The sequence below is a fragment of the Stutzerimonas sp. 21-1 genome (genome assembly GCF_056336065.1).
Genome location: NZ_CM150500.1, coordinates 982,003 through 1,008,200 on the forward strand (window position 1 = coordinate 982,003; position 26,198 = coordinate 1,008,200).

Here is a 26,198-nt window from a genome sequence, read left to right on the forward strand (position 1 = left end):
CTGGCGTAGAGTGCGACCCATTGCCACGGCGGGACGGATCCCTATGAGTGCGCGTGTCGAGCTTGATCAGCAGGCGTTGCAGCAGTTGGTAATGAAACGGTTCGCGCTGGCGGCGCTGACCTACGGGTTGGCGTTGGCGCTGACCTGGGTGTCGGTTGCAGCGGGCTTCTATACCGCGCCGGTCTCCGTCGCGCTGGGCAGCTCGCTGCTCATCGTGATCAGCCAGCTGGTGTTCTTGGCGCTGTTCTGGAGTGGCTTCAACCAGCGCTTCCGGGACCCGAGCCTGACCGAGCCGCAGGTGCTGGTGGCGCTGCTGTGGCTGACCTGCCTGCTGTTCAACCTAGGTAGCGCGCGCGGTTCTCTGCTGGTGCTCTACCTGCTGGTGCTGATGTTCGCGGTGTTCCTGCCGCCGAAAATCTTCATCCGCTATGCCGTGCTGGCGTTTCTCAGTTTCGTCGGGCTCAACCTGCTGGACTTCCATCTGGGGCGCCTCGCCGAGCCGGCGGCGTTCCTGCTCGAGGCGTCCGTGCTGCTGGTGACGCTGCTGTGGATGTGCCTGTTCGTCAACTACGTCTACCAGCTGCGTCAGCGCATGCGCCAGCGTCGCTTTGCCTTGCAGGTCCACCAGGACACGTTGCGCGGCATGCTGCGCCAGCTCGAAGACCTGGCGTCCACGGACGAGCTAACCGGCCTCTACAACCGCCGGCGTTTCCTGCGCATCGCCGAAGGTGAGCTGGCGCGGCTGCGCAAGGGGCATCAGATCGGCCTGGCGCTGATCGACCTCGATCACTTCAAGCGGATCAACGATGTGCACGGTCATGCCGCTGGCGACCGGGTGCTGCAAACCTTCGCGGCGATCGCACGGGCCTGCCTGCGCGACGGTGACGTGCTGGCCCGCTACGGCGGCGAGGAATTCGTGCTGTTGCTGCCGGACACCGACGCCGAACAGTTCGGCATCTGCTGCGAACGCTTGCGCGAGGCGTTCGCCAACGCCCAGCCGGTCGATCCGGGCATCCCGGTGGGGCAGCTGAGCCTGTCGGTCGGGCTGACGCTGCTCAACGCCGGCGACGATCTCGATGCCTCGCTGCAGCGCGCCGACGAGGCGCTGTATCGCGCCAAGCGCGGCGGGCGCAACCGCTGCGAGGCGGCCTGGACGACCGACAATGCCTGAGCTGGTCTGTGCCGGCCGGAGCTGGACGGTAGCGGCTGGCAGCAACCTGCTTGATGCGCTGAATGCGGCCGGGCTGCGCGTGCCTTACAGCTGCCGGGCGGGCAGCTGCCAGGCCTGCATGGTGCGCTGTCGCGGCGGCGAACCGCTCGATGCGCGCCCTGAGGCGCTGCCGGCCACGCAACGCGAGCGGGGTTGGCGATTGGCCTGCCAGTGCCGGATCGATGGCGATCTGCAGGTGGAACTGTTCGATCCGGCGCGCGATGGCCTGGCGGCGCAGGTGCAGGCGGTCGACTGGCTGCGGCGTGACGTGCTGCGCCTGCGCCTGTTGCCCGAGCGGCCGCTGCGCTACCGCGCCGGCCAGCACCTGCTGCTGTGGACGCCGGACGGCATCGCGCGACCCTACTCACTGGCGAGCCTGCCGGACGACGATCGTTGGCTGGAATTCCACCTCGACTGTCACCGCCCGGGCGCCTTCAGCGAGGCGGCGCGCCGCCTGCGCCCTGGCGATGGCTTGCGGTTGGGGCAGTTGCACGGTGGCGCGTTGCACTACGATCCGGACTGGGCAGAGCGCCCACTGTTGCTGCTTGCCAGCGGCACCGGCCTGGCACCGCTGTGGGCGGTGCTGCGCGAGGCGCTGCGCCAGGGCCATGCCGGGCCGATCCGCCTGCTGCATCGCACACACGGTACCTCCTACCTGGCCGAACCGCTGCTGCAGCTCGCGCAGCAGCATGATCTCGACGTGCAGTGGCTCGACGCGGATCAGCCGTGGAGCGATCAGGCACTGCGAATCGCGTCGCGACAGGAAATTGCGCTGGTCTGCGGTCATGCCGATTTCGTTGCCGCGTGCTGCCGACGGCTGTTTCTGGCCGGCCTGCCGCGCGGACAGGTGTTCAGCGACACCTTCATCGAGCGGAACGTGAGCGGGGGATTGAGCGGGGGCTGAACTGCGATGCGCAGCGGCCATGGGTTGCAAGGGAAGGCGCGAGCCGGCGGGCCGGCTCGCGTGGTCGATCAGTTCAGCGGAGCGCCGACCTGGAGGATCTTCAGCGTGTTGGTGCCGCCGGTGCTGTCGTGGTAGCTGTCGCCCTTGGTCAGGATCACCCAATCGCCGGGCTGCACCATGTTGCGCTTGAGCAGCTCTTCGACGGCCATCTGGCTGACCTTGTCGGCCGGCAGCACGGCCGGATCGAAGGGGATCGTCTGCACGCCACGGAACAGCGCCACGCGGGCCTGGGTTTCGCGGTGCGGCGAGAAGGCGAAGATCGGCACCGCCGAGCGGATGCGCGACATGATCAGCGGGGTGTAGCCGCTTTCGGTCAGGCTGATGATGGCCTTGACGCCCGGGAAGTGGTTGGCGGTGTACATCGCCGCCAGCGCCGTGCTCTCGTCGCAGCGGCTGAAGGTCTGCCCCAGACGGTGACCGGACTTGGTACTGGTCGGATGCTTCTCGGCGCCGCAGCACACGCGCGCCATGGCTTTGATCGCTTCCACCGGGTACTCGCCGGCGGCGCTCTCGGCCGAGAGCATCACCGCGTCGGTGTAGTCGAGCACGGCGTTGGCGACGTCGGACACTTCGGCGCGGGTCGGCATCGGGTTGTGGATCATCGACTCCATCATCTGGGTCGCGGTGATCACCACCTTGTTGTTGCGCCGCGCGTGCAGAATGATCTTTTTCTGGATGCCGACCAGCTCGGCGTCACCGATTTCCACGCCCAGGTCGCCACGCGCGACCATCACGCCGTCGCTGGCGCGGATCAGGCCGTCCAGGGCTTCGTCGTCGGCGACCGCTTCGGCGCGTTCGATCTTGGCGATCAGCCAGGCGCTGGAACCGGCCTCGTCGCGCAGGCGGCGGGCCAGGTCCATGTCGGCAGCGTCGCGCGGGAAGGACACGGCCAGGTAGTCGAGTTCGAGGTCGGCAGCCAGTTTGATGTCGGCCTTGTCCTTGGCGGTCAGCGCCGGTGCGGTGAGGCCGCCACCACGGCGGTTGATGCCCTTGTTGTCCGACAGCGGACCGCCGATCAGCACGGTGCAGTGCAGTTCGTCGGCGGTGGCGGCATCGACGCGCATGACCACGCGGCCGTCGTCGAGCAGCAATTCGTCACCGACGCTGCAATCCTTGACCAGATCCGGGTAGTCGATGCCGACCACTTCCTGAGTGCCGGCATCACGCGGGTGGGTGACGGAGAAGCGGAAACGGTCGCCTTCTTTCAGCTCGATACGCTTGTTGGCGAACTTGGCGATGCGAATCTTCGGGCCTTGCAGATCGCCCAGCAGCGCGACGAAGCGGCCGTGGCGGGCGGCGATGGTGCGCACCAGTTCGGCACGGGCGCGATGCTCATCGGGCGAGCCGTGGGAGAAGTTCAGGCGGGCGACGTCCAGCCCGGCGAGGATCATCTTTTCCAGGACTTCGGGCGAGCTGCTTGCCGGGCCCAGGGTGGCGACAATCTTGGTACGACGCGGTGTCATTCGATGGCTCCTTTTTCGGTCTGGCCGCGAGGCTACTATGCTCGTTCGCTGTAGTCATCGTTATGCGGCACTACTCTTTTACCCGCGCGAAAGGCCGCCGGACGGCCTGCAGTTTTCCGCCCCGCGGTCGATAAGCCGGCTCCGGAGGAGCCATCCATGCGTACCCTGATCATTGCCTGTCTGACCCTGTTCACCGCTGGCTGCAGCAGCCAGCACGCCGTAGACCGCCAGCTCAACGAGGCCTACAGCCGTTACGAGGCCGGCGACTGCGGGGGCGCCATGCTCGCCCTGTCGCAGGCCGAGCGCCGCACGCGCGGGCGTGGCGAGGTGCAGCCGGAAATCTCCCTGCTGCGCGGCCAGTGCCTGGAGCGTCAGGGGTTGTACGTCGATGCGGCGCAGACCTACCGCTTCATTCGCGTGCGCTACCCGGCCAGCGAATACGCCTACCGCGCCGCTGCGCGACTGGAGACGCTGCGCCAGCTCGGGCACTATGAACCCGTCGAACCCGCGATCAGCCATCCAGTCCGACCCTGAAACGTATCGCGAACAGCTCATCCACGGAGCGAATGATGCGCGTGCTTTTATTGCTACTGGCCCTGGCGCCCATGCTGGCGACGGCCGAGATCTACCGCTGGACCGACGCTCAGGGCCAGGTGCACTTCGGTCAGCGTCCGGCGGCGGGCGCCGAGCGGGTCGACGTACAACCGCAGGTGGTCGAGCGCGATGAGGCAACGCGCCAGCGCGAACAGCGCAGCGAGAAGTTTTTCGAGGCGCGGCGCGAGGAGCGTCAGGTCGCCGGCGAGCGGGCAGGACAGCAGCGGGCGCAGCGCGAGCGTGAATGTCAGGGGCTGCGTGAGGAGCTAGAGGTGCTGCAGCGTGGCGGGCGTTACTTTCGTACCGATGCAACGGGTGAGCGCGTCTACTACAGTGAAAACGACATTGAGAAAGCCCGGCAGCAACTGGCCAGCCGTATTCGCGAACGATGTGACTGAGCGAACTGGAAGCAGTGGCAGGGGCGTGCGCACAGGCAGGCTCGAACCATGAATATCTCGAATCAGCGTCGCATCCAGCGGCACCAGCTGCCGTACTACCTGAACGTGTTCAATCGCCATACCGACAAGCCGCTGGGCTTCATTGGCAACCTCTCCGAGGGTGGCCTGATGCTGATCAGCCGCTACCCGATGATGCTGCAGGAACGTTTCGACATGCGCCTGAAGATTCCCGGACAGGTCGGTCAGCTGCGCTTCGTGGATTTCAGCGCCATCAGCCTGTGGTCGCGCGAGGACGTTACCCCCGGCAGCTACGACACCGGCTTCGAGCTGATCACGCCGCCGGCCGAGATCATGGAGATGATCGCCGCGCTGCATCATTACTTCAGCTTCCAGCCGAGCCCGCATGCGCCGCTGATCCAGCCGCCGCCCTTCGCGGCTGATCGCTCGCCCGATCACGACTGCTGCTGCGGGCGCTGACGGCGCGGTTCAGAGCACGCCGGCGCGTTTCCAGGCCAGGTAACGGCCGACCAGCTCCGGCGCCACCTCGCGCGGACGTGCGTCCAGCACGTGCAGGCCGTGCGCGATCAGGCGCCAAGACAGGGCCTCGCGCCGTTCCAGATGCGCCAGCGTTGCGCAGTAGCCGAGGGCGTCGTCGAGGTTGGTCACCGGCTGCTGACGCACGCGGTCGAGGACGTCCTCGCGCAGGCTGACCAGCAGCACCCGATGCCGACGCGCCAAGCGCTGCATGGCGGTTAGCAGTTCGTCGTCATCCTCGTCGCGCAGGTTGCTCAGCACGATCACCAGCGCGCGCCGCCGCTGGTGCGCGAGCACCTGATCGGCCGCAGCGGCGAAGTCGGCCGGCTGCAGGGTGCATTGCAGATCGTAGACGCTGTCGAGCAGCCGGCCGAGCTGCGCCTGGCCCTTGGCCGGGGCGACATGCCGTGGCGCATCGCTGGCGAAGGTCTGCAGGCCGACCGCGTCGCCCTCGCGCAGCGCGGCATAGGCCAGCAGCAGGCTGGCATTGAGCGCATGGTCGAAATGCGCCAGTTCGTCGTCCTGGCTGCGCATGCGCCGGCCACAGTCGAGCAGCAGGACGATCTGCTGGTCGCGCTCGTCCTGATATTCGCGCGCAATGGGCGTGCGCATGCGCGCGGTGGCCTTCCAGTCGATCTGCCGCAGGCTGTCGCCGTCGCGGAATTCGCGCAGCTGATGGAATTCCAGGCCGAGGCCGCGGCGTGGCTGCTGGCGCACGCCGAGCCGGCTCAACCAGTGATCGACGCCCTGCAGGCCGGCGCCGTGCAGCTGCACGAAGTCGGGGTAGACGCGGGTGCTACCGGGCAGCTCCAGCAGGCGCCTGCCGCGCCACAGGCCGAGCGGCGACTGCAGGCGGATCTCGCAACGGGCGAAGGTGAATTGCCCGCGCTGCAGCGGACGCAGCCGGTAGCTGAATGCGCACTGCTCGCCGGGCCGCAGCGAAACGCGCCGCGGCAGCTGCTCGAAGGCCATCTGCGCCGGCGGGTGGTCGAAGATTTCCAGTTGCAGCGGCGCGGCACCGCGATGCTGCAGCTGCAGGTGTACCTCGCTCCACTGTCCCAGCGGCAGGCGCGCCGGCAGCTGGCGTTCGATCTGCGGCGTGATAATGCGCCGTAAACGCAGCGCATCGACGGCGGCGAGCAGACCGAGCGCCAGCAGCAGCCCCCACCACAGCGAGCGCCAGCCGCTGGCCGGTACATGGCCGAGGGCATCGAGCACGCCCAGTGGCAGGCCCGCCATCAGCAGTACGGCGACGGCAACGAGCAGGCGCACGGACGGGCTCACGGTCGCACCCGGTAGCGGGCAGACAGACGATTCACAGGCGCGGCGCCGCGACCTGATCGAGCAGCTGGCGCAGCACGCGATCCACCGACAGCCCCTCGATATCCAGCTCCGGCGTCAGCCGCACGCGATGGCGCAGCACATCCGCCGCGCAGGCCTTGACGTCGTCCGGCGTGACGAACTCGCCACCGCGCAGCAACGTTCGCGCCCGTGCGCCGCGCACCAGGGCAATCGAGGCGCGTGGCCCGGCGCCCAGCGCCAGCCCCGGCCTGTCACGAGTGGCACGCGCCAGGCGCACAGCGTAGTCGAGCACCTGGTCGTCCAGCGGCAGGTCGCTGGCGATCTTCTGCAATGCCAGCACGTCCTTGGCGCTGAGTTGTGGTCGCAGCGCGCTGACATCCAGCATGTCGGCGCGGGCCGAGCGGGTCACCTGGCGCACCAGCCGCAGCTCCGCATCGGCGTCGGGATAGTCCATGCGCAGCATGAGCATGAAGCGGTCCAGCTCCGCTTCCGGCAGCGGGTAGGTGCCTTCCTGCTCGATGGGGTTCTGCGTGGCCATTACCAGAAACGGCTGCGGCACGGCCAGCGCACGGCCTTCGAGCGTCACCTGGCGTTCCTGCATCACCTCCAGCAGGGCCGCCTGGGTCTTGGCCGGGGCGCGGTTGATCTCGTCGGCCAGCAGCAGGTTGGTGAACACCGGCCCCTTGCGCAGCTTGAACTGCTCGCTCTGCAGGTCGTACACCGCGTGGCCGGTAACGTCGCTGGGCATCAGGTCCGGGGTGAACTGGATGCGGCTGAACTCGCCGGCGAAGCAGCGGGCCAGGGCTCGCACCAGCAGAGTCTTGCCGAGGCCCGGCACGCCTTCGACCAGCACGTGGCCACCGGCGATCAAGGCGGTCAGCACGCCGTCGACGACCGCGTCCTGGCCGATCAGGGCCTTACGCAGTTCCTCGCGCAGCGCCTGTGCCAGCTGGCTCGCGCGCTGGCGCGGGCTGGCGGTGGCGCCGGGAATGGGTTCGGCATGGGATTCGCTCATAGGGCATTCCTGAGTGCTTGCAGGTCGGCGACCTGCCGGGTGAAGTCGATGGCGCTGGCGTCCGCCGCCGGGCGCATGGCCTGTTCGATGGAGCCGGCCGGCAGTCCGCTCAGCGTGCCGAGCAATTCGTGCTGCTGCGCGGCCGGCAACTGGTCGAAACCGGCATGACGCCGGCCGGCGCGCTGCAGGATGTCCTGCTGCAGGCGCTGCAGCAGCACCGCGCGCCCGCCGTGGCGCTGAATGAACTCCGCCGAAGCCAGCAGGTGCTCCTGCAGCCGCCGGCGGGCACGGCCTGCCGGCGCTTGCAGCGGGCCGTGGCGCTGGCCGAAGTGCCAGGCGCTGAGCAGGACGAGCAGCAGAAGGGCGGTCAGCATCTCGGGAAAGTGACGCAGCAGCAGACTGGGCAACCCCGGGTGATCGGCGCGGTAGACCAGGGTGACCTGGCTGTCCTGAGTCAGGTACCACAGCAGCCAGGCATGGTCGTATTCACCGATGCGGTCGTTGTGCCAGATCCAGGCGTCGGTCAGGGCGGTGACCAGCCCCTCGCCGTGACGCAGCTGCAGCATGTGCGTGGCGCCGGCGCTGTTGGCCCAGGCATGGGCGCGCTTGTCCGCATCGTAGAGGTGGAAGCCGGTATCGAAGGCGAGAAAGGCCGGGCTGGCTTCGTTGTCCAGATAGAGCCGCGTCAGTTGCGGCTGCTGCTCGTCGCTGGTCGATTCGCCCTGGGCGTTTGCGGTATCGCGGTTCTCGCTGGTGTACTGCTGCAGATTGAGGCGGTCTGCCAGCAGGTCACCGCTCTTGCCGTCCGCTTCGTTCCATAGCCGCTCGGCGACGAACAGCAGGTGGCCGCCGCGCGCAGCCCAATCGAGCAGGCGCTGGGTCTGCCGCGGCGTCAGCTGGCCGCGATCACCGAGCAGCAGCAGGCTGTGCCCCTTGGCCGGAGCCTGGTCAAGCTCGGCCAGGTGCTCGCTGTGGCTGACCGGGCGGCCGATATCGGCGAGAAAGTGTTCGGCTGCCAGAAAGGGGTTGGCGCGTGCCTGCGCGGCCGGGCCGCGGTCGACGACTTCGTCGTAGGGCTGCAACGTCGTCAGCAGGCCCGCGCCGGCCAGCAGCGCCAGCGCCACGCCGAGCAAGATCAGCAGGCGTCGTTTCATGGCTGCGGCTCCCGTTCGAACAGCCGGCGCCAGCCGGCGCACAGCGCGGTCCATGCTGCGTCGTCGGGTACCTGCCGGCCATAGGCGAGGCCTTGCCAGTGGTGCGTGAGGGTTGCGGCGAAGGAGTTCAGCTCGGGCTGCGCCAGGATGCGCACGGCCTCCAGCACTTCGCCTTCGGTATGACCGGCCACGAGCGGCAACTGATGGTCATGCAGCAGGCGGCTGAGCATCGCGCGATAGAGCAGGCCGAGCGCCTGGCGAGGCTGCGTCGGCCAGAGCCGTTCGGCCGCGCTGGCGACGTCGTCCGGCAGGCTTTCCGGGGTCACGGCAAGGCCAAACAGCTGAGCCGGCGGCTGGTGACGTTTGCGCGGTCGCGGCAAGCGGCGACCGAAGGCCTGCAGCCAGTCGCGGCGGTGCCACAGCAACAACGCGACCAGCAGTGCCAGCGCGCCCCACAGCAGGGTCTCGATCAGCAGCGTCAGGCGTTCGCGACCGTGCCAGAACGAGTCGAGCCGCAGCAGATTCTCCAGCAGGCGAGCCAGGATGTCGGGTTCGGCATCGGCCGGGGACTCGGCGAAACGCCAGCGGGTGACGGTTTCGCGCTGGGTGAAAGGCGGCTGATCGAGCAGCTCGCGCACCCGCTGGCGGGCATCGTCGCGGCTCAGCGGGGCGGTGGCGGTTGCGGGGGTGGCAGCGCTGTCGTTAGCAGCCCACGCGGGCGTGCTCGGCGATAGCAGGCAGAGGCCGAGCAGCAGCACCGGCAGTGCCGTCAGCAGATGTGCGCGCAGGCGGCGGAAGGCCAGTTCCAGGTCCCAGGCTTCGAGCCGGGTGCGGCGATTCAGGTAGAGGCTGAAGCCGCAGGCGACGTAGATCGGCTCCCAGACAATCAGCACCAGCACGTAGAGCAAGTTGGACAGGTGCTCCAGCCACAGCCAGTCATCGTTCGCGCGCAGCAGATCCTCCCAGCTCCAGCTGTCGTAGGCCAGTTGCGCCGGCAGGAAGAAATACAGCAGCGCCAGCAGGCCGAGCCAGAGCGCGCCTTCCAGGTGCATGCCGACCACCGTGAGCCAGCGCGCCACGCTGCGCTCGCGCTGGCCGAGCACCGCCAGGCGGTGTTGGCGGGCCGCGCCAGCGAGCCCTTCGAGCTGCAGCACCGGCAGATCGAAGCTGCGCGTCGAGCTGAAGCGGCGCCAGGTCAGGCTGGCCAGCCACTGCGGGCGCAGCACGCCGGGCAGCGCCCGCAGGCTCTGGCGCACGCCGGGCGTCTGGCCGAAGACCGCGTGCGAGAGAATATGCAGCGGCAGGCGTTCATAGAGCGGTTTCAGCCACCAGAACAGCAGCAACGCCAGGCTGGGCTGCTCCCAGCACAGCGCGCTGAGCAGGCCGAACACCGGCAGTGTCAGCGCGGCCCAGGCGAGCATCAGCACGCCGGCATGGCGTCGCACCAGCAGCGTGCCCAGGTCCAGCGCTTCCCAGGCGCTGCGCGGGCGGATGGTCAGGTTCGCTTCAGCCGGACGCATGGCGATTCCTGCCGGCGAAGAGGAAATAGAGCGCCACCAGCAGCCAGAGCAGGGCCCCGACCGCGTATTTGACGCCGGCCGGGCCATAGGTCATCGACGACCAGTACGCTTCGATGAACGCGGCGATCAACAGCATCAGCGTGGCGCCGGCAACCAGCCGCACGCCGCGTTCGGCAGCCTGGCGCAGTGCCTCGCCGCGGCGCAGTCGACCGGGAGCGAGCAGCGCTGCGCCGAGCTTCAGGCCCGCCGCACCGGCCAGGGTGATGGCGGTGAGCTCGAAGGCGCCGTGACCGATGACGAACGACCAGAACGGCTGGTGGTAGCCGATCTCGCTCAGGTGCCCGGCCACCGCGCCGATGGTCAGGCCGTTGAACACCAGGAAGAACAGACTGCCGACGCCGAGCAGCAGGCCGCCGGCGAAGGTCTGGAAGGCGATGCCGATGTTGTTCATCACGTAGTAGCCGAACATCATCCAGTCCTCGGCCGAGCCGCGCTCGCCGAAGCGCCCGAGCCGGCTGGCGTCGGGGTCGTAGAGGGTTTCCATCTCGGCGACCTGATCGGCCGACAGCACGCTGTAGGCCAGCTCGGGGAACGCATAGACCAGCACGCCCATGCCCAGCAGGCTGCCGTAGAAGAGCAGGCTGGCGGCGAGTACGCCGCGCCATTCCTCGCGTGTCAGGCGGGCGAAGCCGCCAAGGACGAAGCTCAGCAGCCGGCCGAGCAGTGGGCTGCGCTGGCGATAGAGCTGCTGATGGCCGCGCAGCACCCGCCGGCGCAGCTGTTCCAGCAACGGGCTGCTGTAACCGCGTTCCTCGGCCAGGGCCAGTTGCTGGCATAGCCGGCGGTAGGCGGCGGGGAAGTCCATCGCCTCGTCGGCGGCAGACCGGCCGCGTTCGAGCGCGTCCAGGCGGGCATCGAAGCGCTCCCATTCGGGCTGGTGCCGCTGCTCGAACGCCTCCTGCTTCAGCGTCACGCGCAGCAGCCCCTGGGCCATCGCGAGCAAGCCGGATACGGCCTGCGCGGCGGGCAAGTGTAGGGGCTCGGCCAGCAGCGCGGCCAGTTCCTGGGCACGCTCCGGGCTCAGTGATGCCTGGCGTTCGGCGAAATCGAGCAGCGCGCGCTGGGCGTCACGATCCAGTTCGACCGGTGGCCGCTGTGCTTCCACGATCGGCAGGGCGGGGCGCGCGCTGGGGCGCTCGGCGTAGACCACCAGCGTGCCGGCGGCCAGATCGCCGAGGCGCTTGAATGCCGGGTGCGCCAGGCAGCTCAGGGCGCCGAGGAAATAGCCGAACGGCAGCATGTCGACGAAACGCAGCAGGTTGCGCGTAAGCGAAGCGGCCCAGCCGACCGGAGTGCCGTCGTCGTGCACCACGCGCAGGCCCAGCCACTGCTTGCCGGGCGTGCGTCCCTGGTTGAGCACTTCGAACAGCACCATGTACCACCACTGCACCAGGAACAGCAGCAGCGCGCTCAGCCCGCTGCCGAACTTGCCCAGCAGGCCGAAACCGAGGAACAGCGCGAGCAGGATCGCCGCTCGCAGCGCCAGATCCACGGTGAACGCCAGGGCGCGTGGCACCAGCCCGGCCGGCCGCAGCAGCAGGTCGATGCCCTCGGGCGTTTCGACCCGATGGCGGTTGTCCAGCGGCGAGGATGGTTGGGAGGAGGGCAAGACGTGGGCTCTGTGCGCGCGGCGGAGGCTGATGCTATGCGGCAATCGCCCACCGGATCAATGCGTGCCGGCTGCGGCTGTGGCGTGCGTGGCACTGTTAGCAGGCTGATGAAAAACATAGGCGAGGCAGCCCTTGCAAAACCCCGCAATGGCTACGCAGGTAGTTTTCTACCGCTGCTAGACTGGCGGCCGATGATTAAGAAGGACCTTCGCGTGACCTCGAGCATCTTCTGGTACGACTACGAAACCACTGGCATTTCGCCGCGCTGCGACCGGCCGTTGCAGGTCGCGGGCATTCGCACCAACGAGGCGCTGGAGGAGATAGACGAGCCGCTCAACCTGTATTGCCGCCCCGCCGACGACATCCTGCCGCACCCGGCGGCCTGTCTGGTGACGGGTATCACGCCGGGCATCCTGCAAGAGCGCGGACTGTGCGAAGCCGAATTCATCACGCGCCTGCACCAGGAGCTGGCGCTGCCCGGCACCTGCGGCGCGGGTTACAACAATCTGCGCTTCGACGACGAGATGACGCGCTACAGCCTGTATCGCAACTTCTTCGACCCCTACGCGCGCGAGTGGCAGGGCGGCAATAGCCGCTGGGACCTGATCGACCTGATACGCACCGCCTATGCGCTGCGCCCGGAGGGCATCGAGTGGCCGCAGGAGAACGGTCGGGTGACCCTCAAGCTCGACCGCCTGACGGTCGCCAACGGGCTGGAACACCTGCACGCGCACGACGCGTTGTCCGATGTGCGCGCCACCATCGCGCTGGCGCGGCTGCTGCGCGACCGGCAGCCGCGCCTCTACGACTATTTGTATCAGTTGCGGCGCAAGCCGGCGGTGCTGGATCAGATCGAGCTGCTCAAGCCGCTGGTGCATGTGTCGGGGCGCTTTTCGGCCGAGCGTCATTATCTGGCCGTGGTGCTGCCGCTGGCCTGGCATCCGCTCAACCGCAATGCGCTGATCGTCTGTGACCTGCAGGCCGAGCCGGCGGTGCTCTGCGATGAAAGCGCACAGACCCTGCGCGAGCGTCTGTATACCCGCCGCGACGAGCTGGCCGCAGGGGCGCTGCCCGTGCCGTTGAAGCTGGTGCACGTCAATCGTTGCCCGGTGCTGGCGCCGTTGAGCGTGCTGCGCGAAGGTGACCTGGCGCGTCTGCAGCTCGACCTGACACAGTGCCTGCAGCGTGCCCGCCTGCTGAGCCAAACCCGGAATACTTGGTTGCCGAAATTGGGGCAGATCTACCAACAGGAAACCTTCGAGGAGTGCCTCGACCCCGAGCAGCAACTCTACGATGGCTTTCTCGGCGACCGTGATCGGCGGCTGTGCGAGCAGGTGCGTAGTCTCTCGGCGGCAGAATGTGCCGCGCGCAGCTGGCCATTCGATGATCCGCGTCTGGCTGAGCTGCTGTTTCGCTACCGCGCGCGCAACTTTCCCGAAACGCTGTCAGTGGCCGAGCGGGAGCGGTGGGCGAGCTTCTGCCGGCAGCGCTTGATCGAGGCGCAGCACGGTGCGCCGAATACCCTGCAGCAATTCGATGAAGGACTTCGACAATACGCGGCCACGGCAACTGCCGCGCAGACCGAAGTACTGGAGCAGTGGCGCAGCCATGTACAGCAGCTGCGCGAGCGCTATGCAATAACCGACTGAACAGTTTCGACAGGCAAACAAAAACGCCGCAGCCCCAGGAAGGGATGCGGCGTTCTGTTATTTCGTCGAGGAATCAGTCGAGCAGAGTTGCCCAGCTTTCCACGGTGTCGGCGCCCCACTTGGCTTTCCACTCTTTCAGAGTCTTGTGGTTGCCGCCTTTGGTTTCGATAACTTCACCGGTATTCGGGTTCTTGTATTGCTTGACCCGGCGTGCGCGCTTGCTGGCGGTCGGCGCCTTGGCTGCGCCGCGCGGAGTCTTGGCGCTGCGAGCGTCCGGATCAAGCAGGGCGATGATGTCGCGCAGCGACTTCTGGTATTCGCCCATGAGTTCGCGCAGTTTGCCTTCGAACTCCAGTTCCTTCTTCAGCTTGTCATCGGCAGAGAGGGATTTCAGCCGCTCTTGAAGTTCCTTGATGGCTTCTTCCGTGGCGCGGTATTCACTAATGAGAGACATATGGCTTCCTTGGGATAGGGTGTACGCAAGTGGCGTCAATCATAGTCATGCACAATCTGCAAGTAAATATAGCCGCCGCTGGAAAATGTATTTTTTATTTGTATATAAATCATTCTTCGCGGCGCGCGTTGCTGCCAATAAAAGGGGTGCGTACAACTCAAGGCGTGCGGCGAAAAGCTAAGCACCTTTGATAATTGCCTTAACGCACCGAGGCAGATTCGCTAGTTATAACGACTATGCGCTTACCAAGCGGCGAAGCGATCCGGTCGGGCGCATGGCCGACGGCTGATAATCCATCGATTGCCCCGATGGGCGCCAGTTGGTGGCTGGGCTAGAATGCCGCGTCTTTTGTTTAGAGCGGAGTCATCTTTAATGCGCACTTTCAGGCTGGTTATTGCCTGTCCCGACGGCGTCGGCATCGTGGCCAAGGTCAGCAATTTCCTCGCGACCTATAACGGCTGGATTACCGAAGCCAACCACCATTCGGATCATCAGAGTGGCTGGTTCTTCATGCGCCACGAGATTCGCGCCGATTCGCTGCCGTTCGATCTGGATGGTTTCCGCCAGGCCTTCGCGCCGATTGCCCGCGAGTTCTCGATGGAGTGGCGCATCACCGACTCTGAGCGGCGCAAGCGCGTGGTGCTGATGGCCAGCCGCGAATCGCACTGCCTGGCCGATCTGCTCCATCGCTGGCACAGCGGCGAGCTGGATTGCGACATCCCCTGCGTGATTTCCAACCACGACGATCTGCGCAGCATGGTCGAGTGGCATGGCATTCCTTATTTCCATGTGCCGGTAGATCCGGCCCGCAAGGAGCAGGCATTCGCTGAAGTGACCCGGCTGGTGCGTGAACATGAGGCGGACGTCATCGTGCTGGCGCGCTACATGCAAATTCTGCCGTCGGAGCTGTGCGAAGAGTTCGCCCAGCGCGTGATCAACATCCACCACAGCTTCCTGCCGTCCTTCGTCGGTGCCAAGCCGTACCATCAGGCGTCGCTGCGTGGCGTGAAGCTGATCGGTGCGACCTGTCATTACGTGACCGAGGAGCTGGACGCCGGGCCGATCATCGAGCAGGACGTGGTGCGCGTCAGCCACCGCGACAGCATCGAGGACATGGTGCGGCTGGGCAAGGACGTAGAGAAGATGGTGCTATCGCGCGGCCTGCGCTATCACTTGCAGGACCGCGTGCTGGTCCACAGCAACAAGACGCTGGTATTCAACTGATCGAGGAGCAGCCATGACCGACCCGCTCGCACGCGCCACTGCCGAGGCGCCGCCGATCATCGGCAGTGGCTGTACGCAACGCTACGATCCCGCTGCGCTGGGCACCGAACTGGGCACCGACTTTCCCGGCGCTGCCGAACTCTGGGAGCGCCTGCGCGCCGCAGATGAGCAGGCACCTGCCGATGTCGCGCGTGGCACCGGGCGACCGGCTGGTCGCGACCACGACGCGCTCGACTGAGCGCGCGTTTCCCCGCCTTGGAGAACCCCTTGATGGAAGCATTCGCCGATCATCTGGTACTGGGCGCCGACGCCCACGGCCAGCCCAGCCTCCACCCGCTACGCCTGGCCAACCGCCACGGGCTGATCGCCGGCGCTACCGGAACCGGCAAGACGGTGACGTTGCAACGCCTGGCCGAGCAGTTCAGTGATGCCGGAGTCGCGGTGTTCGCCGCCGATATCAAGGGCGACCTGAGCGGTCTGGGGGCAGCCGGTGCGCCGACGGGCAAGATCGCCGAGCGCATCGCCAGCATGCCCTGGCTGGGGCACCAGCCGCGCGCCTATCCGGTGACGCTGTGGGATGTGCAGGGTCGCAGTGGTCATCCGCTGCGTACCACGCTCAGCGAGATGGGGCCGCTGCTGCTGGGCAACCTGCTGGAGCTGACCGACAGCCAGCAGGCGGCGCTCTACGCGGCGTTCAAGGTAGCCGATCGTGAAGGTCTGCTGCTGCTCGATCTCAAGGACCTCAAGGCGCTGCTGGGGCACCTGCGCGACCATCCCGAGGTGCTCGGTGAGGATCGTGCGCTGTTCACCGGCGCCTCGTCGCAGGCTTTGCAGCGGCGCCTGGCGACGCTCGAACAACAGGGCGCCGAGGCGCTGTTCGGTGAGCCGGCGCTGCAGCTGGAAGACCTGCTGCAGCCGGACCGCGACGGTCGCGGGCGCATCCACCTGCTCGACGCCAGCCAGCTGGTGCACGAGGCGCCCAAGGTTTATGCGACGTTCCTGCTCTGGCTACTCGCCGAACTGTTCGAGCAGCTGCCCGAACGCGGCGATCAGGACCGGCCGCTTCTGGCGCTGTTCTTCGACGAAGCGCACCTGCTGTTCAACGACACGCCCAAGGCGCTGCAGGAGCGTCTGGTGCAGGTGGTGCGGCTGATCCGCTCCAAGGGCGTGGGTGTCTACTTCGTCACCCAGTCGCCGGGCGACCTGCCGGACGATGTGCTGGCCCAGCTCGGCCTGCGCGTCCAGCATGGCCTGCGGGCGTTTACGGTGAAGGAGCAGAAGGCGCTGCGCTCGGTGGCCGACGGCTTCCGCGAAAACCCGGAATTCTCCGCGCTTGAAGTGCTCACCGAACTGAGTATCGGCGAGGCGCTGGTCGGCGGTCTGGAGGCCAAGGGCACGCCGGCGATGGTGCAGTGGGTCGCGATAGCGCCGCCGCAATCGCGCGTGGGCGTGCTGAGCGAGGCCGAGCGTGCCGAGCTAATCGCGCGCTCGCCGTTGCGTGGCCGGTACGACCAGCCGGTCGATCGCGAATCGGCCTACGAGATGCTGACGGCGCGGGCACGCCAGGCCGCCGAGGCTGAGCCTGCGCCGGCAAACGCTGGCAAGCGCGGCAGCGAAGGCGGTGCGGTCGGCGACTTCGCCGGGCGGGTGCTCAAGAGTGCCTTGAATCAGGCGGCCAGCCAGATCGGCCGGCAGATCGTGCGCGGCCTGCTTGGTTCACTGCTGGGTAGCAAGCGCTGAGTGACGGTGGCCACTGATTGCCCGCGGCGGGTACTCAGCGGCTATCGATATCCGGCACGCGGTTCCGGCCGTGTATTGAAAGTCGCCGGGCTTATCAGCTTTGCGCGTCTACTTCCTGCCGGGCTTTTTCTTTTTCCATCTTCTGCAGTTCTTCCTGGAAAACTCGATCTTGCAGGGTTGCCTTCTTGCGCCAGGGTTTGCGCTCCGGCTCGGTCTTGGCTGCATAAGTTGTAACTTCGCCGCCATAGATATCCTGGTAGCGCTGCGCCTGACGCTCGAGTTCGATGCGCAGTTGTTCTTTTGTCACGTAATTGGACCTGTCTGTTTGTGTACGAATGAGTAGGGTGCTGAAGCGGTATATTGCCGTACCGTCAATCGAATGCGGCGGCGCCGCGGCCCGCGTGCATCTTTTCAGGCGTTGTAATGCCGGGGAAGTTCTGCCGTCTGGCATCTCTTCCTGCATTCGGGCTTGAAAAACGGGCAGCAGTTCAAAGAACTGGCAAAAGGTTTTGAAGCAAACCTGTGGACTCTGGAACGCGGAAAACGCATGTCGCATGAGTTCGCTGCGGACTTGCCATGCTTCAGTAGACCGCATTATGCGCCGGATCGTGGAGATTGGGTGACTTTACTTTGCAGCAAAATAAAACCCGCGGCGATGCGCGGGTTTTATTCGGCGTGAAACTTCGGTCAGCGAGCGACCTTGGCTTCGACACCCTCGGTACGACCGTAAACATCGTCCAGGCGTTCGATATCGTCTTCGCCGAGATAACTTCCGGACTGCACTTCGATGATCTCGAGCGGAATCTTGCCCGGATTCGCCAGACGATGTACCGAAGTGACCGGAATATAGGTCGACTGGTTTTCCGTGAGCAGGAACGTCTTCTCGTTGCAGGTCACCTGGGCGGTACCGGAGACGACGATCCAGTGTTCGGCGCGATGGTGGTGCATCTGCAGCGACAGGCTGGCGCCCGGGTTGACGCAGATCCGCTTGACCTGGAAGCGTCCGCCCATGTCGACCGAGTCGTACCAGCCCCACGGGCGATACACGGCGCAATGGTTCTGCGTTTCCGGGCGCGCCTGTGCATCGAGGCGGGCTACGAGTTTCTTGACGTCCTGCACCTTGTCCTTGTGGGCGATCATGATGGCGTCCTTGGTCTCCACCACCACGACGTCCTCCAGTCCCAGCACGGTGACCAGCTTGCCGTTGCCGTGAACCAGGCAGTTACGGGTGTCTTCGGCGATCACGTCGCCCTTGAGCACGTTGCCGTTGGCGTCCTTGTTATGCACGTCCCAGATCGACGACCAGGAGCCGACATCGCTCCAGCCGGCGGACATGGGCACCACGCAGGCGAGACTGGTCTTCTCCATGACGGCGTAGTCGATGGAGTTGTCGGGGCAGCAGGCGAAGGTCGCCGGGTCGATCAGCAGCTCGTCGCCATTGAGGGTGCTGCGTTCGAGCGCAACGCAGCAGGTGTCGTAGATGTCCGGGTCGTGCTTCTTCAGTTCCTCCAGGAACACGCTGGCGCGGAACAGGAACATGCCGCTGTTCCAGTAGTAGTCGCCCGATTCGACATAGCTCTGCGCGCGGGCTTCGTCCGGCTTCTCGACGAACTGGCTGACGCGGCTGATGCCCTCCGGCAGCCCGCTGGCGTCGTTCGGATCGCACTTGATGTAGCCGTAGCCGGTTTCCGGGCGGGTCGCCGGGATGCCGAACAGCACCATCTCGCCGTTTTCCGCGGCGTTGGTGGCCAGGGCCAGGGAGCGCTGGAAGGCGCGCTGGTCGTCGATCACGTGATCGGCCGGCAGCACCAGCAGCAGCTCGTCGCGGCCTTCTTCGACGAGCTTCATCGCGGCGATGGCGATCGCCGGGGCCGTGTTGCGCCCGAAGGGTTCGAGCAGCATGCCCTGGACACCCAGCTTGCGTGCGGCCAGTTGCTCCTTGACGATGAAGCGGTGCTCCTTGTTGCACACCAGCAGCGGCTGCTGGATGCCCTCGAAGGCCAGGCGCTCGACGGTTTGCTGAAACAGCGTCTGCTCACCGGTAAGGGCGAGAAACTGCTTGGGGAACAGCTTGCGCGAGAGCGGCCACAGTCGCGAACCGCTACCGCCTGAAAGAATTACCGGAATCATGTCGTCTCTCCTGCATCGTTAGAGCGTTCTGTTGCGAGCACACCGTTGGCATGCTCGGGAAAATGGGATGGGTCGAGCGGGATCAGGTGCGTGGTCGGCGCGCAGAACGTAGGCAGTGACTGCGTGTTCGGCCGTGGCGCGAGTCACCTGCGCTTGGCGCGGATGCTCCGACGCGGCGGGTCAGCCGTGTGATGGCTGCCTGGTGCGTGACGACGGGGGCAGGCCGGGCGCGGTTGCCGGGCTGGGTCAGCGCTGAAGCGGAGCCCGTCTGAATTCGGGCGGCACCGCGCGCCGTTGCCGATCGTGTCGCCAGCCGCTGGAGCGGCTGGCAATGGTCAATGTTCGAGAACCCGAGCACGTTCATGTGCGACGTTCCTTTCCAGTCTGGAGTTGTCGGTACGCGCTTTATGATTCTCGGCGTCGCTCGATAGTTCCCGCGGGGAGAACCGTTGATCGGCCAGCATGAGGAGAGGGGGCGGCGGAGCTGCGTCGTACCGGAGCTACGACGCGCTCGGGAGGCGTGCGGCGCGGCGCGCCACACGTGGCGGATCAGGCGGTAGGAGTGTCGCGCAGGAACACGAGGTGGTCGTCCGAGGAGTCGGCCGCACTGAAGCGATAGCCTTCGTAGGCGAAGTCGCGCAGGCGCTCGACCGTCTGGATGCGTTCTTTGATGACGTAACGTGCCATCAGGCCGCGAGCCTTTTTGGCGTAGAAGCTGATGATCTTGTACTGGCCGTTCTTCATATCCTTGAAGTCCACGTCGACTACCCGCGCCTGCAGCGCCTTGCGCTTGACGGCCGAGAAGTACTCGTTGGATGCCAGGTTGAGCAGCACCTGATCGCCTTGCGCCTGCAGCGCCTGGTTGAGCCATTCGCTGATGCGTTCGCCCCAGAACGCGTAGAGGTCCTTGCCACGCGCGTTGGCGAGTTTCGTCCCCATCTCCAGGCGATAGGGCTGCATCAGGTCCAGCGGTCGCAGCAGGCCGTAGAGTCCGGACAGCATGCGCAGGTGCTGCTGGGCGAAGTCGAAGTCGGCTTCGGAAAAGTCTTGTGCGGCAAGTCCGGTGTAGACGTCGCCCTTGAAGGCGAGCAGGGCCTGCTTGGCGTTCTCGCGGGTGAAGGGCGTGCTCCAGCTGCCGAAGCGGGCGACATTCAGTGCCGCCAGCTTGTCGGACAGGTGCATCAGCTCGGCGATCTGTGCCGGCGAGAAGTCGCGCAGCTGTTCGATCAGCAGCTGCGAATGCTCGAGGTGTTCGGGCTGGGTGAAGCGCTGGGTTACCGGTGGAGTCTCGTAGTCGAGGGTCTTGGCTGGGGAAATCACCATCAGCATGTAGTTGCTCTCCTGTGTGCAGCGGCGATTCTAGGCGCGATGGCGAGCCCGGCTCCAGCGATCGTGGCCATTGACGGCGGTTGACCTTGTCCGGGGGGCAAGGTGCAAGCTACGCCCGCCCGATGATGAGGAGGCGGTATGAGCACGTGCGATCACTCGAACTGGCAAAGCTCACATGATTACCGTCCGCTGGAGCAGGGCGCCGAACGCCAGACCTGGGCGGTGGCGCTGCTTACCGGCGTGACGATGGTGGTGGAGATCGCCGCCGGCTACTGGTTCAACTCGATGGCGCTGCTCGCCGATGGCTGGCACATGTCCTCGCACATGGTGGCGATCGGCCTGGCAGCGCTGGCCTACATGCTGGCCCGGCGTTATGCCGATGATCGGCGTTTCGCCTTCGGTACCTGGAAGATCGAGGTGTTGGCGGGCTTTTCCAGCGCGCTGTTCTTGGTTGGCATCGCGCTGATGATGATCATCGAGTCGCTGCTGCGGTTCTGGTCGCCTGCGAACATTCGCTTTGACGAGGCGCTCTGGGTCGCGGTGATCGGCCTGCTGGTGAACCTGGCGTCCGCCTGGCTGCTGCACGATGGACATGATCATGGCCACGCTCATGATCATCACCACGACCACGACCACGACCACGACCATGACCATGACCACGACCACGACCACGACCACGACCATGAGCATGAGCATGAGCATGAGCATGCTGTGTCCAGGCATGGGCGCGATCTCAATCGTCACGCCGCATTCATCCATGTGCTGACCGACGGGTTGACCTCGGTGGCGGCGATCGTGGCCCTGCTGGGCGGCAAGTTCTTCGGCTGGAGGTGGCTGGACCCGCTGATGGGCGTGATCGGCGCGTTGGTGATCCTGGTCTGGGCCAAGGGTCTGCTGGTGGAGACCGCCAAGGCGTTGCTGGATCGGGAAATGGACGATCCGCTGGTACGCCGTGTGCGCAGGCAGCTGGAAGCGGTGCCGGATACCGAGGTGACCGATCTGCATCTGTGGCGCGTGGGCCGCGCCCAGTACAGCTGCATCCTCAGCGTGGTCACGCATCAGGACTACAGCGCCGACGATTACAAGCGTGCCCTGCAGGACCTGTCGCAGCTGGTGCACGTGACCGCCGAGGTAAACCGCTGCGGCGAATCGGCGCACCTGGATTCCCGACTGTAGTCGGCTGGATTCCGCACGCCAAGGGCGTTCCGTCGATACGGGCAATAAAAGCGGAAATCGCACAAAAACGCTTTTGCCCGTCATCGGTTTTGGGTTATTACCGAATCAGACCGCCGAACCCTGCGACACAGGTGGCGGCCCCTGGGTGGCCCCGAACCCCGCCTCCCAAGCCCGTTCATCTGCCAGCACGGTGGTCTTTCTGCGGCGGAGCGCCTATGGCTCTCCGTCGACTGACCCAACGAAAAGGTGATCGGTATGGATGATTTCGGCAGATCCCGCGCGACTCAGCCCACCCTGTATGTTCTCGACACCAACGTCCTGATCCACGATCCCAACGCCTTGCTCAACTTCCAGGAGCACCAGGTCGCGATACCGATGACCGTGCTGGAGGAACTCGATCAACTCAAAACTGGCAAGCACAGTGTCGCCGCCGAGTGTCGCCAGGCGATTCGCCTGATCGACCGCCTGCTCGGTAATGCCACGCCCGCCGAGGTGGAGGCGGGCGTACCGATTCAGCGCGACAAGAGCGGGGCGCGCGGCAGCTTGTCCATCCTGATGAGCCAGCGGCTGGAGAATGGCCTGCCGGAGGACCTGAACGACAACAAGATCATCAACCTGGTGGTCGCGATCAGCAAACAGCGGCCCGGTGTGCCGGTGGTGCTGGTCACCAAGGACATCAACATGCGCCTCAAGGCGCGGGCCTGCGGCGTGGCCGCGGAGGATTACCACACCGATCAGCTGGTCGACGACGTGGGTCAGCTGTCGCGCGGCTATCATAGCCTGAGCGGCTCGTTCTGGGACCGCGTGAGCAAGGTCGAGACCCATCAGGGGCACGGTCGTACCTGGCATCGCGTGCAGCTGATCGACAACCTGCCGGCGGTGCATATCAACGAGTTCATCCTCGACGAGCAGGGCTTCGTCGGCTGGATCAAGGGCATCAAGGAAGACGAGCTGCTGCTGCTCGACATGCACCAGGAGCCGCTGCTGCATCAGGAGGCCTGGGGCCTGCGTCCGCGTGACATCCATCAGGCGCTGGCGCTGTTCGCCCTGCTCGATCCGGATATCCACCTGGTCAACCTGTCGGGCGCGGCCGGTTCAGGCAAGACCATCCTGGCGCTGGCCGCTGCGATCGAGCAGACGGTGGTGAGCAAGCGCTACCGACGCATCATCGCGACCCGCAGCGTGCAGGGGCTGGACGAGGACATCGGCTTCCTGCCCGGTACCGAGGCGGAGAAGATGGAGCCCTGGCTCGGCGCGATCACCGACAACCTCGAAGCGCTGCACATGGACGACGAGAACACCCCCGGCAGCATCGACTACATCCTGCAGAAGGTGCCGCTGCAGTTCAAATCGCTGAACTACATCCGCGGGCGCAGCTTCCAGCAGAGCCTGATCCTCATCGACGAGTGCCAGAACCTCACGCCGCACCAGATGAAGACCATCATCACCCGCGCCGGCAACGGCTCCAAAGTGGTCTGCCTGGGTAACCTGGCGCAGATCGATACGCCCTATCTGTCGGCCACCAGTTCCGGCCTCACCTACCTGACGGAGCGCTTCAAGGACTTCTCCCACGGCGTGCACATCACCCTGCAGGGCGTGCCGCGTTCGATCCTGGCCGAGTACGCCGAGGCGCACATGTAGCTCGCGGTCGCTGCGAAGGGGTGTCGGTGGTACCCCTTCCGGGAGCGGGCCGTGCGTGGCTGGCTGGGTTAGACTCGCGACTTTCCCAGCCAGGAGCGTCATATGCTCACCCATCTCGATTCCCAGGGCCGTGCCAGCATGGTCGATGTGACCGAAAAGGCCGTCACCGCGCGCGAGGCGACGGCCGAGGCGCGCGTGCGGATGCTGCCGCAGACGCTGCAGATGATTCAGCAGGGCGGCCATCCCAAGGGCGACGTATTCGCCGTGGCGCGCATCGCCGGCATCCAGGCGGCGAAGAAGACTTACGAACTGATTCCGCTATGTCATCCGCTGCTGCTGACCAGCGTGAAGGTCGAGCTGCAGGCCGAAGGCGAGGACAGCGTGCTGATCCGCGCCACCTGCCGGCTGGCCGGGCAGACCGGGGTGGAAATGGAAGCGCTGACCGCAGCCAGTGTTGCCGCCCTGACGATCTACGACATGTGCAAGGCGGTCGACCGCGGCATGTGCATCGAGGGTGTGCGCCTGCTGGAAAAGCGCGGCGGCAAGAGCGGCCACTGGCAGGTGCAGGCATGATTTGCGTACAGTTTTTTGCCCGTTACCGCGAGGCGCTGGGCAGCGATGGCGAACGCTTCGACTGGGATCCGTCGCTCACCTGCCTGGACGACTTGCGCCAGCGCCTGCTGGCCCGCGGCGGCGCCTGGGAAGTGCTCGGCGAGCAGAACCTGATGTGCGCGCGCAACCAGGAGCTCTGCGGCCTGGACGAACCGCTCGTCGATGGCGATGAAGTGGCATTCTTCCCGACCGTGACCGGAGGTTGAAATGAGTGTTCGGGTACAGCAGGCGGCCTTCGATCCGGGGGCCGAACTGAACGCGTTGCACGCGGCCAATCTGGGCATCGGTGCGGTCGCCGCCTTCGTCGGCTACGTGCGCGATTTCAATGACGGGCACGACGTCGCCGGCATGTTCCTCGAACACGCGCCGGGTATGACCGAGAAGGCGCTGGGCAAGATCATCGCCGAGGCCGAGGAGCGCTGGCCGCTGCTGAGCATCGACGTGCTGCACCGCGTCGGCTCGCTGGAGCCGGGCGAGCCGATCGTGTTCGTCGGTGTGACCAGCGCACATCGCGAGGCGGCGTTCGATGCCTGCCGTTTCGTCATGGATTACCTGAAGACCCGTGCACCGTTCTGGAAGAAGGAGAACACGCCGGACGGCGAACGCTGGGTCGATGGGCGCCACAGCGATCAGGCCGCCGCCGAGCGCTGGCAGCGCTGAGCACCGCCGACGTCGGTGCTGGCCGCTGCGGCCGGGTGATCAGTGGAGCGCGATGTATAGCTTGAACGACACCGTGGAGAACATGACGATGATGCCCAGGCTGAGCAGCACGATGCCCCATTGCCGGTCGCGGTTGGCGAAGCCTGCGCACAGCAGTACGAAGCCGGTGAGGATGAGCAGCAGCAGCCAGTCGAGGTTATCCATGAAATCTCCTTGTACGTGCCGTCAGTACTTGTACGGTAGTTCCGTTTCGGTGGTGACCGGCTGACTTGGGTCACGCCCGACGCAGCGCACAGAAAAAAGGCGAAGCCGCAGCTTCGCCCGTTGTTTTTCCGTGAGCCTCACCGGCTGCGTGGTACCGGCACCAGCAGCTCGGCCGGCGGCATCTCGCAGTGAATCTTGCGCCCGATCAGCTCCTCGATCGGCGGCAGGGCGAAGGCGTCATCCTCGCCGGCGAAACTGATCGAAGTGCCGCTGGCGCCGGCACGGCCGGTACGACCGATGCGGTGCACGTAATCGTCCGGATCTTCGGGCAGGGTGAAGTTGATCACGTGGCTGATGGCGTCGACGTGAATGCCGCGACCGGCGACGTCGGTGGCCACCAGGACGCGAATCTTGCCCTCACGGAAGCCTTCCAGAACCTTGATGCGCTTGTGCTGCGGTACGTCACCGGACATCTGCGCGGCGCTGATGCCGTCCTTGGTCAGACGTTCTTCGATGCGCCGGACTTCGTCCTTGCGGTTGGCGAAGACCATCACCCGGGTCCAGTCGTTCTGGCTGATCAGGTTGTAGAGCAGCTTGTACTTGTCGCTGCCGGCCACCGCATAGACGTGCTGTTCGACGGTGTCGCTGGCGACGTTTTCCGGCTCGATCTCGACGATGGCCGGGTTCACCGTCCACTGGCGGGCGAGGTTCATCACGTCCTCGGTGAAGGTCGCGGAGAACAGCAGGGTCTGGCGTTCACCCTTCATCGGCGTCTGCCGGATGATCTGGCGCACCTGCGGGATGAAGCCCATGTCGAGCATGCGATCAGCCTCGTCCAGCACCATCACCTCGACCATGTCCAGGTGCACCTCGCCGCGCTGGTTGAAGTCCAGCAGGCGGCCGGGCGTGGCAACCAGGATGTCGCAGAAGCGCGATTCGAGCTGCTTGAGCTGTTTGTCGAAGTCCATGCCGCCGACGAAGCTCATCACGTTCAGGCCGGTGTACTTGGCCAGGTCCAGCGCGTCGTTGGCGATCTGCACCACCAGCTCGCGGGTCGGCGCGATGATCAGCGCGCGCGGTTCGCCCATGTAGCGCTCCTTGGGCGGCGGCGTCTGCAGCAACTGGGTGATGGTGGAAATCAGGAAGGCGGCGGTCTTGCCGGTGCCGGTCTGCGCGCGGCCGATGGCGTCCTGCCCCTTGAGCGTGAAACCCAGCACCTGCGCCTGGATCGGCGTGCAGTACGGGAAGCCCAGATCCTGGATGGCGTGCATCAGCTCGGGGGCGAGCTTGAAGTCATGGAAGCGGGTCTTGCCTTCGACCGGCTCGACCACGAAGTCTTCGAGCTTCCAGGCCGGGGCGGCGGGCTTGCTGTGGCGCGGACGGCGCGGCTTGTCAGCGGCGCGCTCGGCTTTTTGGGTGTCCGGCTGCGCGGGCTGAGGGTTCTGCGTCTGGGCAGTGTCGACGGCGGAGCTGCTGGCGGCGGGCGCTGTGGGCGCCGGCTGGGGCTCGTCCTTGGCAAAGATTTTCTTGAGTGCTTTGAGCACGGCCTTCTCGT

General features: G+C 65.9%; 26 protein-coding genes and 1 pseudogene. 14 read left to right on the plus strand and 13 right to left on the minus strand.

Annotated elements, in window-relative coordinates; translation table 11 throughout:
* Positions 1-43 precede the first annotated feature (43 nt).
* Positions 44-1,171 carry a GGDEF domain-containing protein gene (locus tag AC0ZJQ_RS04770; protein WP_213662758.1) on the plus strand — a complete coding sequence of 376 codons (1,128 nt, stop codon included), beginning with the start codon at positions 44-46 and terminating at the stop codon, positions 1,169-1,171.
* A complete protein-coding gene (locus AC0ZJQ_RS04775; protein WP_476477386.1) occupies positions 1,164-2,114 on the plus strand; it encodes an iron-sulfur-binding ferredoxin reductase in 951 nt (316 codons plus the stop codon). Before AC0ZJQ_RS04770 ends, AC0ZJQ_RS04775 begins: the two co-directional genes overlap by 8 nt.
* 68 nt (positions 2,115-2,182) lie before the next feature.
* Here AC0ZJQ_RS04775 and pyk read toward each other — a convergent pair whose 3' ends face one another.
* Entirely contained in the window at positions 2,183-3,637 is a 1,455-nt protein-coding gene (gene pyk, locus AC0ZJQ_RS04780; RefSeq protein ID WP_102827534.1) for a pyruvate kinase, read from the minus strand.
* A 156-nt stretch (positions 3,638-3,793) separates the two neighbouring features.
* On the opposite strand from pyk, the gene AC0ZJQ_RS04785 reads away from it, so the two are divergent.
* Genes AC0ZJQ_RS04785 through AC0ZJQ_RS04795 form a run of 3 tightly spaced genes read left to right on the plus strand, consistent with a single transcriptional unit; the run spans position 3,794 to position 5,106 of the window.
* Positions 3,794-4,171: a tetratricopeptide repeat protein gene (locus tag AC0ZJQ_RS04785; RefSeq protein WP_155551611.1), complete on the plus strand. Its 378-nt coding sequence runs from the start codon at positions 3,794-3,796 to the stop codon at positions 4,169-4,171.
* Positions 4,172-4,206: 35 nt separating this feature from the next.
* A complete protein-coding gene (locus AC0ZJQ_RS04790; protein WP_155551612.1) occupies positions 4,207-4,629 on the plus strand; it encodes a DUF4124 domain-containing protein in 423 nt (140 codons plus the stop codon).
* Between the two features lie 48 nt (positions 4,630-4,677).
* Positions 4,678-5,106, plus strand: coding sequence for a PilZ domain-containing protein (locus AC0ZJQ_RS04795; RefSeq protein WP_102827531.1), 429 nt, complete (start codon positions 4,678-4,680; stop codon positions 5,104-5,106).
* 9 nt (positions 5,107-5,115) lie between these two features.
* Here AC0ZJQ_RS04795 and AC0ZJQ_RS04800 read toward each other — a convergent pair whose 3' ends face one another.
* The 6 genes and pseudogenes from AC0ZJQ_RS04800 to AC0ZJQ_RS04825 form a co-directional block, all read right to left on the minus strand.
* Positions 5,116-6,447, minus strand: a complete 1,332-nt coding sequence (locus AC0ZJQ_RS04800; protein WP_178091708.1) for a DUF58 domain-containing protein — start codon at positions 6,445-6,447, stop codon at positions 5,116-5,118.
* A 31-nt stretch (positions 6,448-6,478) separates the two neighbouring features.
* Positions 6,479-7,480, minus strand: a complete 1,002-nt coding sequence (locus AC0ZJQ_RS04805; protein WP_476477387.1) for an AAA family ATPase — start codon at positions 7,478-7,480, stop codon at positions 6,479-6,481.
* The gene (locus AC0ZJQ_RS04810) at positions 7,477-8,634 is read right to left on the minus strand and encodes a DUF4350 domain-containing protein (RefSeq protein ID WP_476477388.1); all 1,158 of its coding nucleotides are present in this window, start codon (positions 8,632-8,634) and stop codon (positions 7,477-7,479) included. Before AC0ZJQ_RS04810 ends, AC0ZJQ_RS04805 begins: the two co-directional genes overlap by 4 nt.
* Entirely contained in the window at positions 8,631-10,154 is a 1,524-nt protein-coding gene (locus tag AC0ZJQ_RS04815) for a DUF4129 domain-containing protein (protein WP_476477389.1), read from the minus strand. The genes AC0ZJQ_RS04810 and AC0ZJQ_RS04815 overlap by 4 nt, the downstream gene beginning before the upstream one ends.
* A complete protein-coding gene (locus AC0ZJQ_RS04820) occupies positions 10,141-11,121 on the minus strand; it encodes a stage II sporulation protein M (RefSeq protein WP_476477753.1) in 981 nt (326 codons plus the stop codon). The genes AC0ZJQ_RS04815 and AC0ZJQ_RS04820 overlap by 14 nt, the downstream gene beginning before the upstream one ends.
* 9 nt (positions 11,122-11,130) lie before the next feature.
* Positions 11,131-11,823, minus strand: a pseudogene (locus AC0ZJQ_RS04825) (RDD family protein); the annotation flags it as partial.
* 213 nt (positions 11,824-12,036) lie between these two features.
* Here AC0ZJQ_RS04825 and sbcB point away from each other — a divergent pair.
* Positions 12,037-13,473 carry an exodeoxyribonuclease I gene (gene sbcB / locus AC0ZJQ_RS04830; RefSeq protein ID WP_237264571.1) on the plus strand — a complete coding sequence of 479 codons (1,437 nt, stop codon included), beginning with the start codon at positions 12,037-12,039 and terminating at the stop codon, positions 13,471-13,473.
* A gap of 73 nt (positions 13,474-13,546) precedes the next feature.
* On the opposite strand, the gene mvaT is transcribed toward sbcB, so the two are convergent.
* Positions 13,547-13,927: a histone-like nucleoid-structuring protein MvaT gene (mvaT, locus tag AC0ZJQ_RS04835; protein ID WP_167136172.1), complete on the minus strand. Its 381-nt coding sequence runs from the start codon at positions 13,925-13,927 to the stop codon at positions 13,547-13,549.
* A 372-nt stretch (positions 13,928-14,299) separates the two neighbouring features.
* On the opposite strand from mvaT, the gene purU reads away from it, so the two are divergent.
* The 3 genes from purU to AC0ZJQ_RS04850 are packed head-to-tail and all read left to right on the plus strand — an operon-like array spanning position 14,300 to position 16,891.
* Positions 14,300-15,151 carry a formyltetrahydrofolate deformylase gene (gene purU, locus AC0ZJQ_RS04840; RefSeq protein ID WP_102827524.1) on the plus strand — a complete coding sequence of 284 codons (852 nt, stop codon included), beginning with the start codon at positions 14,300-14,302 and terminating at the stop codon, positions 15,149-15,151.
* Between the two features lie 13 nt (positions 15,152-15,164).
* Entirely contained in the window at positions 15,165-15,389 is a 225-nt protein-coding gene (locus AC0ZJQ_RS04845) for a hypothetical protein (protein ID WP_234301945.1), read from the plus strand.
* 32 nt (positions 15,390-15,421) lie between these two features.
* Entirely contained in the window at positions 15,422-16,891 is a 1,470-nt protein-coding gene (locus AC0ZJQ_RS04850; protein WP_237264968.1) for a helicase HerA-like domain-containing protein, read from the plus strand.
* A 94-nt stretch (positions 16,892-16,985) separates the two neighbouring features.
* Here the strand turns inward: AC0ZJQ_RS04850 and AC0ZJQ_RS04855 are convergent, their stop codons facing one another.
* The 3 genes from AC0ZJQ_RS04855 to yaaA form a co-directional block, all read right to left on the minus strand.
* Positions 16,986-17,198, minus strand: coding sequence for a hypothetical protein (locus AC0ZJQ_RS04855; protein ID WP_476477754.1), 213 nt, complete (start codon positions 17,196-17,198; stop codon positions 16,986-16,988).
* A 380-nt stretch (positions 17,199-17,578) separates the two neighbouring features.
* Positions 17,579-19,021: a mannose-1-phosphate guanylyltransferase/mannose-6-phosphate isomerase gene (locus AC0ZJQ_RS04860; RefSeq protein WP_009867832.1), complete on the minus strand. Its 1,443-nt coding sequence runs from the start codon at positions 19,019-19,021 to the stop codon at positions 17,579-17,581.
* A 549-nt stretch (positions 19,022-19,570) separates the two neighbouring features.
* Positions 19,571-20,350, minus strand: coding sequence for a peroxide stress protein YaaA (yaaA, locus tag AC0ZJQ_RS04865; RefSeq protein ID WP_009867831.1), 780 nt, complete (start codon positions 20,348-20,350; stop codon positions 19,571-19,573).
* A 138-nt stretch (positions 20,351-20,488) separates the two neighbouring features.
* Here yaaA and dmeF point away from each other — a divergent pair, with 138 nt between their 5' ends.
* The 5 genes from dmeF (at position 20,489) to moaE (ending at position 24,439) form a co-directional block, all read left to right on the plus strand.
* Positions 20,489-21,526, plus strand: coding sequence for a CDF family Co(II)/Ni(II) efflux transporter DmeF (gene dmeF / locus AC0ZJQ_RS04870; protein ID WP_476477390.1), 1,038 nt, complete (start codon positions 20,489-20,491; stop codon positions 21,524-21,526).
* Positions 21,527-21,781: 255 nt separating this feature from the next.
* Entirely contained in the window at positions 21,782-23,167 is a 1,386-nt protein-coding gene (locus AC0ZJQ_RS04875) for a PhoH family protein (RefSeq protein ID WP_009867827.1), read from the plus strand.
* A 102-nt stretch (positions 23,168-23,269) separates the two neighbouring features.
* Positions 23,270-23,740, plus strand: coding sequence for a cyclic pyranopterin monophosphate synthase MoaC (moaC, locus tag AC0ZJQ_RS04880; protein WP_102827519.1), 471 nt, complete (start codon positions 23,270-23,272; stop codon positions 23,738-23,740).
* Positions 23,737-23,985 (plus strand): MoaD/ThiS family protein, encoded by a 249-nt coding sequence (locus tag AC0ZJQ_RS04885; protein ID WP_009867825.1) that lies wholly within the window; start codon positions 23,737-23,739, stop codon positions 23,983-23,985. Before moaC ends, AC0ZJQ_RS04885 begins: the two co-directional genes overlap by 4 nt.
* Position 23,986: 1 nt before the next feature.
* Positions 23,987-24,439 carry a molybdopterin synthase catalytic subunit MoaE gene (gene moaE, locus AC0ZJQ_RS04890; RefSeq protein ID WP_314019785.1) on the plus strand — a complete coding sequence of 151 codons (453 nt, stop codon included), beginning with the start codon at positions 23,987-23,989 and terminating at the stop codon, positions 24,437-24,439.
* 39 nt (positions 24,440-24,478) lie between these two features.
* Here moaE and AC0ZJQ_RS04895 read toward each other — a convergent pair whose 3' ends face one another.
* Positions 24,479-24,643, minus strand: a complete 165-nt coding sequence (locus AC0ZJQ_RS04895) for a DUF6095 family protein (protein ID WP_009867823.1) — start codon at positions 24,641-24,643, stop codon at positions 24,479-24,481.
* Between the two features lie 137 nt (positions 24,644-24,780).
* The gene (gene rhlB, locus AC0ZJQ_RS04900; protein WP_476477391.1) at positions 24,781-26,187 is read right to left on the minus strand and encodes an ATP-dependent RNA helicase RhlB; all 1,407 of its coding nucleotides are present in this window, start codon (positions 26,185-26,187) and stop codon (positions 24,781-24,783) included.
* Positions 26,188-26,198 lie beyond the last annotated feature (11 nt).

Bases quoted from the DNA above. Each gene is read 5' to 3' on its own strand.
- AC0ZJQ_RS04770 (WP_213662758.1), top strand. From the start codon at position 44: ATGAGTGCGCGTGTCGAGCTTGATCAGCAGGCGTTGCAGCAGTTGGTA.
- AC0ZJQ_RS04775 (WP_476477386.1), top strand. From the start codon at position 1,164: ATGCCTGAGCTGGTCTGTGCCGGCCGGAGCTGGACGGTAGCGGCTGGC.
- pyk (WP_102827534.1), bottom strand. From the start codon at position 3,637: ATGACACCGCGTCGTACCAAGATTGTCGCCACCCTGGGCCCGGCAAGC.
- AC0ZJQ_RS04785 (WP_155551611.1), top strand. From the start codon at position 3,794: ATGCGTACCCTGATCATTGCCTGTCTGACCCTGTTCACCGCTGGCTGC.
- AC0ZJQ_RS04790 (WP_155551612.1), top strand. From the start codon at position 4,207: ATGCGCGTGCTTTTATTGCTACTGGCCCTGGCGCCCATGCTGGCGACG.
- AC0ZJQ_RS04795 (WP_102827531.1), top strand. From the start codon at position 4,678: ATGAATATCTCGAATCAGCGTCGCATCCAGCGGCACCAGCTGCCGTAC.
- AC0ZJQ_RS04805 (WP_476477387.1), bottom strand. From the start codon at position 7,480: ATGAGCGAATCCCATGCCGAACCCATTCCCGGCGCCACCGCCAGCCCG.
- AC0ZJQ_RS04810 (WP_476477388.1), bottom strand. From the start codon at position 8,634: ATGAAACGACGCCTGCTGATCTTGCTCGGCGTGGCGCTGGCGCTGCTG.
- AC0ZJQ_RS04815 (WP_476477389.1), bottom strand. From the start codon at position 10,154: ATGCGTCCGGCTGAAGCGAACCTGACCATCCGCCCGCGCAGCGCCTGG.
- mvaT (WP_167136172.1), bottom strand. From the start codon at position 13,927: ATGTCTCTCATTAGTGAATACCGCGCCACGGAAGAAGCCATCAAGGAA.
- purU (WP_102827524.1), top strand. From the start codon at position 14,300: ATGCGCACTTTCAGGCTGGTTATTGCCTGTCCCGACGGCGTCGGCATC.
- AC0ZJQ_RS04845 (WP_234301945.1), top strand. From the start codon at position 15,165: ATGACCGACCCGCTCGCACGCGCCACTGCCGAGGCGCCGCCGATCATC.
- AC0ZJQ_RS04850 (WP_237264968.1), top strand. From the start codon at position 15,422: ATGGAAGCATTCGCCGATCATCTGGTACTGGGCGCCGACGCCCACGGC.
- AC0ZJQ_RS04860 (WP_009867832.1), bottom strand. From the start codon at position 19,021: ATGATTCCGGTAATTCTTTCAGGCGGTAGCGGTTCGCGACTGTGGCCG.
- yaaA (WP_009867831.1), bottom strand. From the start codon at position 20,350: ATGCTGATGGTGATTTCCCCAGCCAAGACCCTCGACTACGAGACTCCA.
- dmeF (WP_476477390.1), top strand. From the start codon at position 20,489: ATGAGCACGTGCGATCACTCGAACTGGCAAAGCTCACATGATTACCGT.
- AC0ZJQ_RS04875 (WP_009867827.1), top strand. From the start codon at position 21,782: ATGGATGATTTCGGCAGATCCCGCGCGACTCAGCCCACCCTGTATGTT.
- moaC (WP_102827519.1), top strand. From the start codon at position 23,270: ATGCTCACCCATCTCGATTCCCAGGGCCGTGCCAGCATGGTCGATGTG.
- AC0ZJQ_RS04885 (WP_009867825.1), top strand. From the start codon at position 23,737: ATGATTTGCGTACAGTTTTTTGCCCGTTACCGCGAGGCGCTGGGCAGC.
- moaE (WP_314019785.1), top strand. From the start codon at position 23,987: ATGAGTGTTCGGGTACAGCAGGCGGCCTTCGATCCGGGGGCCGAACTG.
- AC0ZJQ_RS04895 (WP_009867823.1), bottom strand. From the start codon at position 24,643: ATGGATAACCTCGACTGGCTGCTGCTGCTCATCCTCACCGGCTTCGTA.